The 13,994-nt window shown below is 62.1% G+C and carries 14 protein-coding genes and 4 tRNA genes; 7 read left to right on the top strand and 11 right to left on the bottom strand.

All coding sequences use genetic code 11. The features are described 5' to 3' along the window. Window positions 1–16 precede the first annotated feature (16 nt). Window positions 17–1,681 carry an alpha,alpha-phosphotrehalase gene (gene treC, locus ACVDHI_RS13365; RefSeq protein WP_323891817.1) on the top strand — a complete coding sequence of 555 codons (1,665 nt, stop codon included), beginning with the start codon at window positions 17–19 and terminating at the stop codon, window positions 1,679–1,681. Beyond that, window positions 1,681–2,301: a sugar O-acetyltransferase gene (locus ACVDHI_RS13360; protein ID WP_029314833.1), complete on the top strand. Its 621-nt coding sequence runs from the start codon at window positions 1,681–1,683 to the stop codon at window positions 2,299–2,301. Before treC ends, ACVDHI_RS13360 begins: the two co-directional genes overlap by 1 nt. An 87-nt stretch (window positions 2,302–2,388) precedes the next feature. Here ACVDHI_RS13360 and ACVDHI_RS13355 read toward each other — a convergent pair whose 3' ends face one another. Next, window positions 2,389–2,847, bottom strand: a complete 459-nt coding sequence (locus ACVDHI_RS13355; RefSeq protein WP_039039724.1) for an Lrp/AsnC family transcriptional regulator — start codon at window positions 2,845–2,847, stop codon at window positions 2,389–2,391. Window positions 2,848–2,943: 96 nt separating this feature from the next. Here ACVDHI_RS13355 and ACVDHI_RS13350 point away from each other — a divergent pair, with 96 nt between their 5' ends. Continuing rightward, window positions 2,944–3,819, top strand: a complete 876-nt coding sequence (locus tag ACVDHI_RS13350; protein WP_124814035.1) for an EamA family transporter — start codon at window positions 2,944–2,946, stop codon at window positions 3,817–3,819. Between the two features lie 50 nt (window positions 3,820–3,869). Here ACVDHI_RS13350 and ACVDHI_RS13345 read toward each other — a convergent pair whose 3' ends face one another. Continuing rightward, the gene (locus ACVDHI_RS13345) at window positions 3,870–5,363 is read right to left on the bottom strand and encodes a histidine-type phosphatase (protein WP_270662556.1); all 1,494 of its coding nucleotides are present in this window, start codon (window positions 5,361–5,363) and stop codon (window positions 3,870–3,872) included. A 383-nt stretch (window positions 5,364–5,746) separates the two neighbouring features. On the opposite strand from ACVDHI_RS13345, the gene ACVDHI_RS13340 reads away from it, so the two are divergent. Continuing rightward, entirely contained in the window at window positions 5,747–6,079 is a 333-nt protein-coding gene (locus ACVDHI_RS13340; RefSeq protein WP_160837519.1) for a hypothetical protein, read from the top strand. A 114-nt stretch (window positions 6,080–6,193) separates the two neighbouring features. Here the strand turns inward: ACVDHI_RS13340 and ACVDHI_RS13335 are convergent, their stop codons facing one another. The 7 genes from ACVDHI_RS13335 to plsY all read right to left on the bottom strand — a co-directional run bounded on the left by ACVDHI_RS13335 (window position 6,194) and on the right by plsY (window position 9,717). After that, window positions 6,194–6,793 (bottom strand): Yip1 family protein, encoded by a 600-nt coding sequence (locus tag ACVDHI_RS13335; protein ID WP_029314835.1) that lies wholly within the window; start codon window positions 6,791–6,793, stop codon window positions 6,194–6,196. Window positions 6,794–7,030: 237 nt separating this feature from the next. Continuing rightward, complete coding sequence (locus ACVDHI_RS13330) at window positions 7,031–8,374, bottom strand: potassium channel family protein (RefSeq protein ID WP_042015128.1); 1,344 nt, start codon at window positions 8,372–8,374, stop codon at window positions 7,031–7,033. 266 nt (window positions 8,375–8,640) lie between these two features. Then, a tRNA-Asn gene (locus ACVDHI_RS13325) sits at window positions 8,641–8,716 on the bottom strand. A gap of 8 nt (window positions 8,717–8,724) precedes the next feature. After that, a tRNA-Phe gene (locus ACVDHI_RS13320) sits at window positions 8,725–8,800 on the bottom strand. A 3-nt stretch (window positions 8,801–8,803) separates the two neighbouring features. Next, a tRNA-Thr gene (locus ACVDHI_RS13315) sits at window positions 8,804–8,879 on the bottom strand. Window positions 8,880–8,931: 52 nt separating this feature from the next. Then, window positions 8,932–9,007: transfer RNA gene (locus ACVDHI_RS13310), tRNA-Phe, on the bottom strand. A gap of 47 nt (window positions 9,008–9,054) precedes the next feature. Next, window positions 9,055–9,717 (bottom strand): glycerol-3-phosphate 1-O-acyltransferase PlsY, encoded by a 663-nt coding sequence (gene plsY / locus ACVDHI_RS13305; RefSeq protein WP_323944067.1) that lies wholly within the window; start codon window positions 9,715–9,717, stop codon window positions 9,055–9,057. 171 nt (window positions 9,718–9,888) lie between these two features. On the opposite strand from plsY, the gene folB reads away from it, so the two are divergent. From folB to ACVDHI_RS13290, 3 genes are all read left to right on the top strand, one after another. Further along, the gene (gene folB / locus ACVDHI_RS13300; protein WP_113069559.1) at window positions 9,889–10,260 is read left to right on the top strand and encodes a dihydroneopterin aldolase; all 372 of its coding nucleotides are present in this window, start codon (window positions 9,889–9,891) and stop codon (window positions 10,258–10,260) included. Further along, window positions 10,260–10,769: a 2-amino-4-hydroxy-6-hydroxymethyldihydropteridine diphosphokinase gene (gene folK / locus ACVDHI_RS13295; RefSeq protein ID WP_128272206.1), complete on the top strand. Its 510-nt coding sequence runs from the start codon at window positions 10,260–10,262 to the stop codon at window positions 10,767–10,769. The genes folB and folK overlap by 1 nt, the downstream gene beginning before the upstream one ends. Window positions 10,770–10,886: 117 nt before the next feature. After that, the gene (locus ACVDHI_RS13290) at window positions 10,887–11,369 is read left to right on the top strand and encodes a YbaK/EbsC family protein (protein ID WP_128272204.1); all 483 of its coding nucleotides are present in this window, start codon (window positions 10,887–10,889) and stop codon (window positions 11,367–11,369) included. A 9-nt stretch (window positions 11,370–11,378) separates the two neighbouring features. Here ACVDHI_RS13290 and mdtD read toward each other — a convergent pair whose 3' ends face one another. Together mdtD and ACVDHI_RS13280 are read right to left on the bottom strand one after the other, a co-directional pair. Next, window positions 11,379–12,767, bottom strand: a complete 1,389-nt coding sequence (mdtD, locus tag ACVDHI_RS13285) for a multidrug transporter subunit MdtD (protein ID WP_010675801.1) — start codon at window positions 12,765–12,767, stop codon at window positions 11,379–11,381. Between the two features lie 61 nt (window positions 12,768–12,828). Next, on the bottom strand, window positions 12,829–13,956 hold the full coding sequence (locus ACVDHI_RS13280) for a CobW family GTP-binding protein (RefSeq protein WP_164882774.1): 1,128 nt from the start codon (window positions 13,954–13,956) through the stop codon (window positions 12,829–12,831). Window positions 13,957–13,994 lie beyond the last annotated feature (38 nt).

The raw sequence follows: 13,994 nt of genomic DNA, 5'->3' as shown, positions 1-13,994 counted from the left end.
AATGAGCGAACCAACCATGACACAGACACCCTGGTGGCAAAGCGCCGTGATTTACCAGATCTACCCCAAGAGCTTTCAGGATTCCGGCGCCCGTGGCACCGGTGATCTCAAGGGGATCATGGCCCGCCTCGACTACCTCAAGACCCTCGGCGTCGATGCCCTCTGGCTGACCCCGGTCTATGTCTCCCCCCAGGTGGACAACGGCTACGACATCGCCGATTACCTCAACATAGATCCCGCCTACGGCACCATGACCGACTTCGAGGCCCTGCTGGGCGCCGCCCATGCGCGCGGCATCCGCATCGTGATGGACATAGTGGTGAATCACACCTCCACCGAGCACGCCTGGTTCAAGTCGGCGCTGGGAGACAAGAACAGCCCCTATCGCGACTACTACATCTGGAAAGATCCGGTGGACGGCGGCGTGCCCAACAACTGGCAATCCAAGTTTGGCGGCAGCGCCTGGGAGCTGGACCCGGCCACCGGCCAGTACTACCTGCACCTCTTTGCCCGCGAGCAGGCGGATCTCAACTGGGAAAACCCGGCCGTGCGCGCCGAGGTGAAGAAGATCATCCATTTCTGGGCGAAGAAAGGGGTCGACGGTTTCCGCCTCGACGTCATCAACCTCATCTCCAAGGATCAGGCATTCCCTGACGACGAGGTGGGGGATGGCCGCCGCTTCTACACCGACGGGCCGCGCATCCACGAATTTTTGCAGGATGTGAGCCGCGACGTCTTCGCCCCCGTGGGGGCCATGACGGTGGGGGAGATGTCCTCTACTTCTCTGGAGCACTGCCAGCGCTATGGCGCCCTCGATGGCTCCGAGCTCTCCATGGTGTTCAACTTCCATCACCTCAAGGTGGATTACCCGGGCGGCGACAAATGGACCAAGGCCCCGTTCGATTTCCTCGAACTCAAGCGCATCTTCAACCACTGGCAGAGCGGTATGCATGGCAAGGGGTGGTCGGCGCTGTTCTGGTGCAACCACGATCAGCCGCGCATCGTCTCCCGTTTCGGCGATGAGGGCGAGCATAGGGTGGTCGCCGCCAAGATGCTGGCCAGCACGCTGCACGGCCTGCAGGGGACGCCCTACATCTATCAGGGGGAGGAGATCGGCATGACCAACCCCGGCTATCAGTGCATCGATGACTATCAGGATGTGGAGAGCCGCAACATCTTCGCCATCAAGCAGGCGGAAGGGATGAGCGAGGGCGAGATCCTCGCCATTCTCGGCGCCAAGTCCCGGGACAACTCGCGTACTCCGATGCAGTGGAGCGCGGCCTCCAACGCCGGTTTCACCAGCGGGACGCCCTGGCTCAAGCCTGCCGCCAACTATTCCGAGATCAACGCCGAGGCGGCGCTCGCCGACCAGCACTCGGTGTTCTGGCACTACCGGGATTTGATCCGCCTGCGCAAGAGCCATCCCATCTTCACCCAGGGGAATTATCAGGAGCTGCTGACCGGGCACCCGCAGATCTGGGCCTATGTCCGCCGCGCCGACGGTCAGACCCTGCTGGTGGTGAGCAACTTCTACGGCGAGCCGGTGGCCTTCGAGCTGCCTGCCGAACTGGCCAATGGAGAGGGGCGCCTGTTGCTTGGCAACTACCAAGACAGCCCGACCCGGCCGCAATCCTGCAAGCTGCGCCCTTACGAATCCCTGATCTGGCTGATGGAGCAATGATGACTGACGCAACGACAGTGCAGCGGCCCGCTGTGCGTGGCCCCGAGTGGCAGAAGATGGTGGCGGGAGCGCCCTATGATGCAGGGGACCCCGAACTGCGGGCTGCGCGGGAGCAGTGCCGCGCCCTGCTGGGAGAACTGAACCGGGAGCGAACCGATGCCCCTGGTTGGGATGAGCGCCTCACCCGCCTGCTGGGTGGCCGCGCAGAACGCTGTTTCATCACGCCCCCCTTCTTCTGCGACTATGGCGCCAACATCTTTGTCGGCGAGAATTTCTACGCCAATTTCAACTGCACCATCCTGGATGTGTGCGAGGTACACATAGGCGACAACGTGCTGCTGGCCCCCGGAGTGCAGATCTACACCGCTACCCACCCGGTGGCGGTAGCGCCGCGCATCAAGGGGGTGGAGTTCGGCAAGCCGGTGCGCATCGGCAACAACGTCTGGATTGGGGGCAGCGTCGTCATCTGCCCGGGCGTCACCATAGGGGACAACAGCGTCATCGGGGCGGGGTCCGTTGTCACCAGAGACATTCCGGCAGGCGTGGTGGCGGTCGGCAATCCCTGCCGGGTCTTGCGCCCCATGACGGCAGAGGAGCTGGCGCCCGGGGAACCTGGCTGACACAGAAGGGGCAGGCCGTACCTGCCCCTGTTCCTTTCCCTGACGGCGCTCCCGCAATGCCGGCAAGGCTTCGGCGCAGCCCCCTCTTTACCCGGGCAGCAAGGCGCCGCAACGCTTGTGCTGTCCCATGACCACCAGAGTCTTGAAACTGCGCACCTGGTCCCTGGCATGGAGCACCCGACGGGTGAACTGCTCGTAACTTTGCATGTCCCTGGCGGCCACTTGCAGCACGAAGTCCTGCTCCCCCGTCACATACCAGAGATCCATCACCTCGGGTTCCCGCTGCAGGCTGGCGATCATCTCATCGACGATGCGGCCATGATCCCGCTCCAGGGTCACCAGCACCAGCATGGTGATGGGCCAGCCCATGGTGGACGGTGCCACCAGCGCCACTTCCCGCTCGATGAGACCGGACTCCCGCAAGGCGCGGACGCGGCGGTAGCAGGCTGGGGCGGAAAGACCGACCCTGTGGGCCAGCTCCGGCGTGGGCAGACGGGCATCCTGTTGCAGTTCGGCGAGGATGAGCAGATCAAATTTGTCGGTCATGGGGTTCATTAGATAAAAATTATCGCACAAGGCCAGTATTAGACCGGTTTTACCCAAGTCTCCAGATATATTTTACTGCTCATCGTCCTGCCCGGTATGAATACCATGCAACCCAATCCCAATGCCCTCTCCTCTCTTCTGGCCGTCCTGCTCGCCATGCTGTCGATCACCCTCGGCGCCTCCCTGGCCAAATCCCTGTTTCCCCTGCTCGGAGCCGCAGGCACGACCCTGTTCCGGCTGGGGTGCGCCGCCCTCCTTCTCTCCCTGGTGTTTCGCATCTGGCGTGTCCCCCTCGACCGACGCACCCTGCTGGGCGCCATCCCCTACGGCCTGTCGCTTGGGGCCATGAACCTGCTCTTCTATCTCGCCATCGCACGCATTCCCCTCGGCGTTGCCCTGGCCATCGAGTTCATCGGCCCCCTGACAGTGGCCCTGCTCTCCTCACGCCACCGGGCAGACTTCATCTGGCTGATACTGGCCATCGCCGGGCTGTTGCTGCTCTTGCCCCTGCGGGCAACACAGCAGGCCATCGATCCCCTGGGAGCCGCACTGGCTCTCGGGGCTGGCCTCTTCTGGGGGCTCTATATGCTCACCGGAAAGCGGGCAGGAGCCTTGCTGGGCGCACAGGCTCCGGCGCTGGGCATGTGGGTGGGCACCCTGCTGGTATTGCCCTTCGGGCTGGAGGGGGCGATCGAGGCGTCATTCACCGTCCCCGTGATCCTCACCATCATCGGGGTGGGGCTACTCTCGAGCGCCATCCCCTACTCTCTCGAGATGTTTGCCCTGCGCCGCCTTCCCCTCAAGAGCTACGGCATTCTCACCAGCGGTGAACCGGCCATGGGAGCCTTGATGGGACTGGTATGGCTGGGTGAGCAGTTGCCCCCGTCCCAATGGCTAGGGATAGCCGCCATCATCGCCGCCTCCATGGGCACCACCTGGCAGGCGGGTCGTCGACAAGCCGGCTCCGCCTGAACCAAAAAACGGGGCCGGCGATGACCGGCCCCGGGGATGGCACGAGCGCGTCAGGACGAGTAGTCGTAACAGCGTTTGAGCTCGCCGAAGTCATAGAAGAAGCTGCCCACCGCAATGGGGGCGCAACCTGCCTTGAAGGCGAGCTCCTTCTCGTTGTAAAGCATCTTCACCAGCACCCGGCCGGCCTCGTTGCGGTAGACATCCCACTGGATGTTGGCCGCATAGGGAGAGACCCAGCCGCCACGCCATTCGTTGTTTTCCTGGCTCATCAACACGCCGGGCTGGGCGCTCTGGCGGCTCCCTGCCAGCTTCATCAGGGCCGCCAGCGGGATCAGGGTCTCCGCATGGGCAAAGCGCAGCTTGGCGACATGCTCGCCCGCCTCTTCCACCACCTGGGTCTGTACCTCGTTGAAGAGGCCGTCGAGCAGGGGCTGGGCCACGGCGTAGGTGGCGCTCTGGCTGGCAAGACTCGGTCCTTTCTCGTAGAAGTCCTCGGCATCGGAAAGGTAGGAGAACCAGGCAGACTCCTCTGGCGTGATGAACTGCTCGAGATCCCAGGACCCGCCTTGTGCCTGCGCCTCCCGGATCATCCCCGGGCCGATGATGAAGAGGTTGTAGAGCATGAGGGCGGCGTCCACCTCGTCGCGCACATGGGTCTTGCCGCCGTCTTCCGGGTTCACCGCCACATAATCCACCCCGGCGGCCAGCTCGTCGACGAAGGCCTTGCTGTAGAGACGCTCGAGCATCTCGCGGGCCATCACCCGGGTCCTGGGCAGGGCCTTGAGCGCATCGAGGGCCTCGGTCAGCTCGGGAGCGGGAGCCACCCCGTTGTCTTCGTCCCCGACAAAGGCCTGATAGGCCTGGAAGGTGGGCAGATACCGGGTGTACTCCCCCTGCGGCTCGGTCTTGTGGAAGTAGAGCTCGAACTTGTTGCGCAGCCCCTTGTCGATCTCGGAAGGGTTCTCCTGGCTGACGTAACAGTCGGGGCTGTCCGTCACCAGAGAGACCCGTTTGGCCAGGCTCTGCATGAAGAAGTAGGCGCTTTCGTTGGCGCGATCCTTGCCCGATGTCTCGACCTTGAGGCAGAGGGGAGTCGATTCAGTCGTCAGCAGGGTGGGCAGCCGTTCGGCGAGCCGGGTCGCCAGGTTGGCGTGCTCCTCCTTGCCGAGCGCACTCAGCAGGCCATAGCCGAGGGTCTGGTTGGCGGCCGTGACGGCGTCCACCTTGGCGCCGAGCCGTTGGCCCAGCTCGGTCAAGGCCCCCTGTCTCGCGGCCTCCTCCCACACCAGCTTGGTCAGCACATCGTATTTGGGGCTGGACAGCGAGCGGGAGCCATGGCGTGCCACCAGTTCAGTGAAGACGGGACTAAAGCCTTCAGGGGCCACCTCATAGCTGTTCATTGCCTGACGGGCGGCATAGACCGCCTTGGTGCTGTATTGATAGTCGCCGACGGCAGGCGAGGAGGAGTCGTTGCCCGAATGGCAGCCGCTCAGCAGGGTGGCCGCCACGCAGGCGGCAAGGGAAGAGACGCGAAACATAGTCATCCTTGAACCAGTGTGAAAATGAAGCCGCACAGTACGCACCGGATGTGACAATCCCGTGTCAGGTCTGGGAAATGCACCTCTCTCCGGAAGGGTGACTCCCCTCCAACCTGCCTGCTTCCTCCCCACAAAACATCATTCATATTTTTTGAACGTGTAGACCAGTTTATCTCGCTAACAATGACCGGGTGAGGCGCTTAATATTCACACATCGCTTAGGCAGGAGCGCCAAGCCGCAAAACAACTGGTCGTTCATGGCAGTCCCCCATACATATGGGCGACAAACATCCGTGACAAAACAACACACCATTTGAATGACCTCTTGCAAGGATGCATTGATGCAGGCCTGTCAGGCCTTGCCAATGACATAAAAACCAAGAGAGTGAATGAACATGAAAAACGTGATCAAGATGCTGGCCGTTGCAGGCCTGATGAGTGCCGGTGTTGCCCAGGCTTCCGTCCCCGCCGACTTCAATGCCACCCCGGGTGTGCTGTTCGTGAACTGGCATGCTGGCGCCGCCATGGCCGGCAAGGCCAACCCCATGCTGGAGGTGCGCGATGAATCCGGTGATCTGGTGGCCTCCGTCCACGCCAACCTGATGGGTACCCAACAGGTACAGATCCCGAGCCGCGCCCAGGGCAACCTGACCGTCAGCCTCGGCGATCAGAGCAGCGATTACCGCATCCCGTTCGGCATCGGCAGCGGCAATCCCCGCTGATCAACGCAGACGACTTCCCTCCCGGGTCTGGCAAAGACACGCCGACCAGGCGAGAGATCAACGACAAGGGCGCCATCAAGGCGCCCTTGTCGTCGTTGCCGTCGGCATACACGGCTACTGGGTGAAGACGGGACCGAAGCCGGATCCCCACAGGATGGCCGTGGCAGCCAGCACGCAGACCAGCAGCACCAAGCCGACCGTCACCACTGAGCTGGCGTAGATGAATCCCTGCTCCTTGGTGATGTGCATCAGGATGGGCACGCCGATATAGAGCAGGTAGACGGAATAGGTCAGCCCGACCAAACCGATGAGCATCACGAACCAGAGATGCGGGAAGAAAGCGGAGAAGCCCACCATGAAGAGCGGCGTGGAGGTGTAGGCCGCCAGCTCCAGCGAGGTCGTGTAGCTGGGATCCGAGCCGAAGGTATGCCCCATCCAGTGCACCAGATAGGAGAGTGCCAGCACGCCGATGATAAGGGTCACGTACATGGCGACCGACAGCTTGAATGCGCTGTTGGCGGTCAGGGTGATGGGATCGCCGACCCCGATGCTCCAGCCGATGTGAACGGCGGAATAGTAGGCGCAGATGGGAGGGATAAGGGCCACGAGCAGGATGTGAGTCAGACTGTTTCTGAAGCTGTCGTGCCGCTCGTCTATGGTATGCCATTCGGTGTGGGGATGGGCATACAATCCCCATAAGTGATTCAATATCATAGCGTTATTCCTTCTCTACATCGGTGGTTGGCGGATCGATACCGGGCTTTCTCCTCTGATTGCGTCATGTCCGGGCGCTGGTGGCGCCATCGCTTGCCATGGCATGCGATGACTTTAAATAAAGTCGCTCCACCGCCGCTGCGTCAAGCAAGGTCGCCGGGCCAGCCGGGAGGGATGGGAAGACAGCAGGAGGGCACCGGAGGCGGGCACTGATGGCACCCGCCGTCGGCGCTCCCGTCAATACTGCTTGGTTTTCGAGGCAAAACCCGCGAGGAAGAGACCGGTCAGGAACATGCCGCAGAAGGCTTCGATGGCCGACAGCAGTTGCAGCGGCGAGGAGGTCTGGGAGATGTCCCCATAACCCAGGGTCACGAAGGTGACGATGCTGAAATAGAGAGAGCGCCCCAGATGGCCGTGGGTTGCAGACTCCGGCGCCAGGAAATAGGTCAGGGTCGCCAGCAGGATCACCCCCATCGACATCAGCAGGCTTCTGATGGGACGCTCCCCAAACCCCCAGGTGATGAAGCTGATGAACTTGCCCGCGCACTTGAGATAGCACAACAGGGAGAGCCAGCACTTCGTCATCGGACCGCTTCGCAACCAGCGCTCCCGGTACAGCTCCCGCGGGCTCGCCAGGGACTTCATCTCGTGCAGCTTCTCCTTGTAGTAACACTCGCCGGCATCGACGGTGTCACCCACGCTGGAGAAGAGGCGCTTGGCATTGCGATAGAGTTTGCTCGCCTCGTTGTGGTCGATCCGCCCATTGTCGTTGTAGACCACCTCCACCTTGTCCAGGTTGGTGTGCTCCATGGTGGCATCGAAGTTCTTGGCGCTGACGCTGAAGTTTTTCAGCACCGCCCGGGAGGAGTGGAAGCGGATCTCCTCGCACTCTATGGTGAAGTCCTGAAAGACCCCGTCCTCCAGCGCCAGCTCCCGCTTCTTGGCCCAGGCCCTGTGGTCCCACAGCAGGGAGTCGAACAGATCGAGCCCGATCACCCCGCCATTGACCCTGACCCCCTTGGCCGAGCAGTGCCACAGATAAACCTTGGAGTTGTTGACGGCGCCATCGAGAGAGAGCTCGTCGAGACAGGTAAAATCGAGCAACCGGCCGGAGATGATGGGGCTTTTGAGGGTAACACCGCCGATGTTGAGCAGACGATGCTTGCCCAGCACCTGGGCTTCCCCCTTGTTGTTCTCCGAGACCGAGAGCAGGCTTTGCACCCGTTTCACCTCGTCATTGCCATGTTTTCCCGCCAGCCACATGCTGTAAGGCTCGAAACGGGTCTCCGAGCGGATGAGGCCGCTCTTGCGCAGGGATTCCAGTGCACTCGAGGCGCTCTCATACAGGCGGACCTTGTCGTCGCTCATGTAGACACAAAGGCTCAGCACGCAGCGGGAGCTGATGAAGCGGGCGATGCCGATCTGGAAGATCACACTTTTTTCTATCTTCTGCTCCGCCATCCAGTCGTCGAAATGGGGCAGCGACGCCACCAGCAGCGCCCAGATACGGGGATAATCGTTCTCACGCCGCCACTCGTTGAATTGCTCGGGGGAAAGCTGCCAAAGCTCTGTTGCATTCATGCATGACCTCACTCAAGAAACCGATCCCGTTTTGCCGGGCCGGGGTGACGGCAAGCGTCGATCACGACAGGGTGATCCGGCGGGCACAGCATAGGGACTCACCACGCCATCATACTCGGCAGACGGGCCAAGTCACTGGGAGGAAAGATTCAAGAGGGGCGCTGCGACAGCTTTGTCACCGGACAGGACGCTTTTCGAACAGCGGGAAGCGGAACATCGAAAAACGGGAAAAGAAAAAGCCCAGCATTGCTGCTGGGCTTTTAGATTGGCTCCTCCTGCTGGGCTCGAACCAGCGACCTGCGGATTAACAGTCCGTCGCTCTACCGACTGAGCTAAGGAGGAATTATTCGTGGTGCCCAGAGACGGAATCGAACCGCCGACACGGGGATTTTCAATCCCCTGCTCTACCGACTGAGCTATCTGGGCAAATGGTGCCGGCTACCGGAATCGAACTGGTGACCTACTGATTACAAGTCAGTTGCTCTACCTACTGAGCTAAGCCGGCACACTTCAAACCATTGTGCATGAACACGTTTTTATTTCATGGCACCAAAATATGGTGCCCAGAGACGGAATCGAACCGCCGACACGGGGATTTTCAATCCCCTGCTCTACCGACTGAGCTATCTGGGCGTGGGCGCTATTAAACGGATTTTAGGGCAGGTGGTCAACGGGAAATTTCACTTTTCGTCTCGTTCGTCTCTTTTTTGCTCAGCATCATCCATTTTCATCACTTCTGCTGACGGGACCGCTCCCCGGCGCCCCCAGAGGCGGGACTCCTCCCCCTTGAGCAGGCGAGTAATGTTCTCGTGATGACGGATCAGGATGAGACAGGAGAGCAGGGAGACCGGCAACGTGTATTCCGGTTTGAGCAGATAGGTAAAGAGCGGAGTCAGCAACACGGTCACGATGGACGCCAGTGACGAATAGCCGCTCACCAGCAGCACCAGCAGCCAGGTGGTGATGACGGCGCCCCCCATGGCAAAGCCGATGGGCAGCATGGTGCCGAGGGCGGTGGCGACGCCCTTGCCACCACGGAAGTGGAAGAAGAGGGGGTACATGTGGCCCAGACAGGCGGCCACCCCGATAAAGCCGAGGTAGACGGGCTTGATCTGCAGATACCAGGCGAGGTAGACGGGGGCCATCCCCTTTAGCACGTCGAGAAGCAGTACGATCAGCGCCGCCATCCGGCCGCCGAGGCGCAACACATTGGTCGCCCCCGGGTTGTGGGAACCATGGTCACGGGGATCCGGCAGACCCGTGATGCGGGAAACCAGCACGGCACTGGACAGCGAGCCGCCCAGATAGGCCAGAATAATCATCAAAATCGTCAGGGCCGTCATCTTGGTCGTTTTTACCACGATATGAATGGGGTATGATGCGGGCCACATTCCCAGGCCCGGGCTTGCCCGAAAGCGTGTCGCCCAAACCGGCCGCCAGCGGCAATCTGCTTGCCGGGCCTGCATCCCTGCGCTGTTTTCACAGCCCATCAAGAGTAAAGAAGAAGTACTGTCATGGACAAGGTGTTTATTCGCGGACTCGAGGTTTTGACCACCATAGGGGTATATGAGTGGGAGAAGGGCATTCGCCAGAAGCTCTGTTTCGACCTCGAGATGGGGTTTGACAATCGCCCAGCCGCCGCAACCGACGATATCAATCTGGCGCTGGATTACGCCACCCTCTCTCGCAAGATCTGTGATCACGCCCAGGGCAAGATAGTGGAGCTGGTCGAGACCATGGCCGAGCAGGTCGCCGCCCTGGTGCTGGAAGACGAGCGGGTACAGTGGGTCAAGGTAACCCTGACCAAACCGGGTGCCGTGCCCAATGCGGCAGGCGTCGGGGTCGAGATCCTGCGCCATCGCACGCCGGCTGCGAGCGCCAGCTGATGACCCGCATCTATATCAGTCTGGGATCCAACATCGATCGGGAACGCTATATCCGCGCCGGCCTCGATGCCCTGCACGCCGAATTCGGCGAGTTGCAGGTCTCCCGGGTATTCGAGAGCGAGGCAGTGGGCTTCAACGGCCGCCCCTTCTACAACCTGGTGGTGGGCGCCGATACCGAGCTGCCCCTGGCGACCCTGTGCCAGCGGCTGCGCGCCATGGAGTTCGCTCACGGCCGCGAGCCGGATGCCAAGAAGTTCGCCCCGCGCACCCTGGATCTCGATCTGCTGCTCTACGGCGAGCTGGTCTGCGAGACGCCGCTGGTGCTGCCCCGCGGCGAGATCCTCACCAACGCCTTCGTGCTCTGGCCGCTGGCGGAGCTGGCCCCCACATTCCGCCATCCCATCGATGGTCGCACCATCGGTGATCTGTGGGCAGGTTACGACAAAGCCTCCCAGCGCCTTGACCCCATTCCCTTCCACTGGAAAGCGGGCGAATTGCAGCATCACTGAACAACAAGGGTACCCTCGGGTGCCCTTGTTGATGACTCCGCTGATGACGGATAAGAAACCGTGATTGGGCCTGCGCCGGTGCAAGTGGCAGGATGGCCGCCATCACAGGAGAACCCCATGCCACTCGATACCATTCACGACTTCAACTGCCGGCTGCTGGCCGGGCTGCCCCACCAGCGCTTCGAGCACGAACCCATTCTCGACTACGCCACCGATGAAAAGGTGAGAGCACGCCTCGGCTGGCAGGCCGAATTCAGCAAGACCCTGTTTCTCAAGTTCAAGGATGGCCGCTTCGCCCTGCTGCTGACCCACAGGGACGGCCGACTCGACAACAAGGCGGTCAAGGCGGCGCTCGGCGCCAAGCCCTCCATCTGCACCGCCGACGAGATGCAGGCGGAGATTGGTTGCCTGCCGGGCGCGGTCTGCCCCTTCCTGCCTCGCGCCGACATCCCCCTGCTGGTGGATCCCGTGCTCATGAATCACCACGCCTTTACCTGGACGCCGGGCCACCCCGAGCAGACTTTCCTGCTGGAGACCACCCACCTGGCCGGACTGCTGGCCCGATTGCCCTGCGACGTGAGCTACCTGCCCGCCCCCTGAGCCTGGGACTCAGCGCTTTTCCCGCGCCAGCTGGGCGAAGATCAGCGCCGCCAGCATGGACATCAGGCCGATGCACAGATAGGTGAGGTGGAACCCCTCCAGCCAGCGGCCACTCTCCTCGGGCTGGCCGATGGAGAAGAGCCCCAGCAGGCTGGCGGCGATGGCCACCCCCAGGCTCATGGAGAGCTGCATCACCACCGACAGCAGACCGTTGCCGCTGCTGGCGTGCTCGCTGCTGAGATCCTGCAGGGTCAGGGTGTTCATGGCGGAAAATTGCAGGGAGTTGATGGCACCAAAGACCGCCAGCCACACCAGCAGTACGCCGTGGGGCACCTGGTTGTCGATGAAATAGAAGCTCGCGATCATGGCCCCGAGCGCCAGGGTGTTGCCGATCAGGATGCGGCGATAACCGATGCGCGGAATGAGCTTGTTCACCAGCGTCTTGGTCAGCATGGCGCCGATCACCGTGGGGATCATGGTCATCCCCGCCTTGCTCGGGGAGAAGCCGAGCCCCAGTTGCAGGAAGAGCGGGGTGAGAAACGGCATGGCGCCGCTGCCGAGGCGGGCAAACAGATTGCCCCAGATACCGATGGCGAAGGTGGACGTCTTGAACAGCGCCAGACTGAACAGGGGCTGCTCCGCCGTGGCGGCATAGAGCCAGTAGCTCGCCATGGCGGCCAGACCGAACAATACCGCAAACAGGGCCCAGCCGGTTGAGATGCTGTGCTCCCCCAGACCTTGCAGACCGACGGATACCAGCACCATGCCGACACTGAACAGCACAAACCCCTGCCAGTCAAACCTGGCGGTGTGCTGGCGAAGGTCGGGCATGAAGTGCCAGCTCGCCACGAAGCCGAGCAATCCCACCGGCAGGTTGATGAGGAAGACCCAGTGCCAGCTCGCCACCTCCACCAGCCAGCCCCCCAGGGCCGGGCCGATGAGGGGGCCGAGCAGACCGGGGATGGTGACGAACGACATCACCCTCAGCAGCTCATGCTTGCTGTAGACCCGCAGCACCGCCAGACGCCCGATGGGCATCAGCAAGGCCCCCCCGACCCCTTGCAACACCCGGGCGATCACCAGCATGGGCAGGGTGTTGGCGATGGCACAGGCCAGGGAACCCAGGGTAAACAGCAGGATGGCGACCAGATAGACCCGGCGGGTGCCGAATCTGTCCGCCAGCCAGCCGGAGGCGGGAATGAGCAGGGCCACCGTCAGCATGTAGGCGATGATGACGGACTGCATCTGCAGCGGACTCTCGCCCAGGGCCTCGGCCATGCTGGGCAGGGCAGTGTTGAGGATGGTGCCATCCAGGGTCTGCATGAAAAAACCGACCGCTGTCAGCCAGGGCAGCCATTTGCGCTGGGCGGGCGTCACCATCGGGGAGCTGTCAGGCATGGTTCTGTCTCTCCTCATCACATAAGAAAAGACCCGCACGAGCGCGGGTCATATCAGCATATCAGGCATCCGGCTGGCCGAGCATGGCCTTGAGGTGCTCTTCCAGGCTGGGTTCGGGGGCCTTGAGGGTTGAGAGGAACAACTGCTCTATGCCTACCCTGTCCTGGCTCTTCACGATGAACACCAGCCGGGACTGGGCCTTGCCTTCGGGCCACTCCCCCAGCGCCTGCAACGGATAGAGCTGGCCGTGCACGCCGTGGATCACCACGGGCTGGCTCTCCCCTTCCAGTTGCAATATCCCCTTGAGGCGCAGCAGGGCATCGCCGTATTGCGCCTGCACCGCATCGATGGCGGCCAGCAGGCGGGAAGGCTTGAGCGGCTCGCCGATGCGCAGGGAGAAACTTTCGATATTGCCGTGCTCGAAGCGGGTGGGCGCGGCCGTCCCCACCTTGGCGGCAAACGGCGTCATCTTCGGCTGCATGGGCGAAGCCAGCCCCTGCTTCGGGGATTCGGTACGCAGCCAGGCCAGCAACTGGCGCACGTCGCGCCCCGCCTCCTCGTTGTAGGCGCCGAGCTTCTCCAGCACCGCGGGTGAGAGCACCCCATTGCTGACCCGCTGGATGGGGGCTGCCGGATTGAGGGCCGCCAGTTGGGCTTCCACCCGCGCAAGGGTCTCTTCATCCACCAGATCGCCCTTGCTCACCACCAGCAGATCCGCCAGCGCCACCTGTTTGACCGCCTCATATTGAGCGGCCAGCTGCTGCTCGATATGGCCGGCATCCACCACGGTGACGGTGCCATCGAAGCGGTAGCGCTGGGCGATAAAGCCCTCTTCCCTCAACGTGAACAGCACAGGGGCCGGATCGGCCAGACCCGTGGTCTCGATGATCAGCCGTTTGAAGGGTTTGATTTTGCGCTGGATGGCCTTCATGAAGAGCCCCTGCAGCGCCTCCACCAGGGAGCCCTGCACCGAGCAGCAGATGCAGCCGGAATCGAGCAGCACCACCTGCTCGTCCACCTGCTGTACCAGATGGTGATCCAGCCCCACGGAGCCGAACTCGTTGATGAGCACGGCGCACTCCCCGAGCTCGGGCTGCTTGACCCAGTGGTTGAGCAAGGTGGTCTTGCCGCTGCCGAGAAAGCCGGTCAGCAGGGTCACGGGGATGCGGGTGTCTTGCATGTCTGTCATCGGGTTGCCCCCCCTCTGATCGGCAGGAGGATGAGTAA

This window comes from Aeromonas sp. 25-248 (assembly GCF_053005425.1).
This window is presented reverse-complemented; position numbering and strand designations above follow the sequence as displayed.

Bases quoted from the DNA above. Each gene is read 5' to 3' on its own strand.
- ACVDHI_RS13355 (WP_039039724.1), bottom strand. From the start codon at position 2,847: ATGACCGACAAATTTGATCTGCTCATCCTCGCCGAACTGCAACAGGAT.
- ACVDHI_RS13335 (WP_029314835.1), bottom strand. From the start codon at position 6,793: ATGATATTGAATCACTTATGGGGATTGTATGCCCATCCCCACACCGAA.
- ACVDHI_RS13290 (WP_128272204.1), top strand. From the start codon at position 10,887: ATGCCACTCGATACCATTCACGACTTCAACTGCCGGCTGCTGGCCGGG.
- ACVDHI_RS13280 (WP_164882774.1), bottom strand. From the start codon at position 13,956: ATGACAGACATGCAAGACACCCGCATCCCCGTGACCCTGCTGACCGGC.
- mdtD (WP_010675801.1), bottom strand. From the start codon at position 12,767: ATGCCTGACAGCTCCCCGATGGTGACGCCCGCCCAGCGCAAATGGCTG.
- ACVDHI_RS13345 (WP_270662556.1), bottom strand. From the start codon at position 5,363: ATGACTATGTTTCGCGTCTCTTCCCTTGCCGCCTGCGTGGCGGCCACC.
- folK (WP_128272206.1), top strand. From the start codon at position 10,260: ATGACCCGCATCTATATCAGTCTGGGATCCAACATCGATCGGGAACGC.
- ACVDHI_RS13350 (WP_124814035.1), top strand. From the start codon at position 2,944: ATGAATACCATGCAACCCAATCCCAATGCCCTCTCCTCTCTTCTGGCC.
- folB (WP_113069559.1), top strand. From the start codon at position 9,889: ATGGACAAGGTGTTTATTCGCGGACTCGAGGTTTTGACCACCATAGGG.
- treC (WP_323891817.1), top strand. From the start codon at position 17: ATGACACAGACACCCTGGTGGCAAAGCGCCGTGATTTACCAGATCTAC.
- plsY (WP_323944067.1), bottom strand. From the start codon at position 9,717: ATGACGGCCCTGACGATTTTGATGATTATTCTGGCCTATCTGGGCGGC.
- ACVDHI_RS13330 (WP_042015128.1), bottom strand. From the start codon at position 8,374: ATGAATGCAACAGAGCTTTGGCAGCTTTCCCCCGAGCAATTCAACGAG.
- ACVDHI_RS13360 (WP_029314833.1), top strand. From the start codon at position 1,681: ATGACTGACGCAACGACAGTGCAGCGGCCCGCTGTGCGTGGCCCCGAG.
- ACVDHI_RS13340 (WP_160837519.1), top strand. From the start codon at position 5,747: ATGAACATGAAAAACGTGATCAAGATGCTGGCCGTTGCAGGCCTGATG.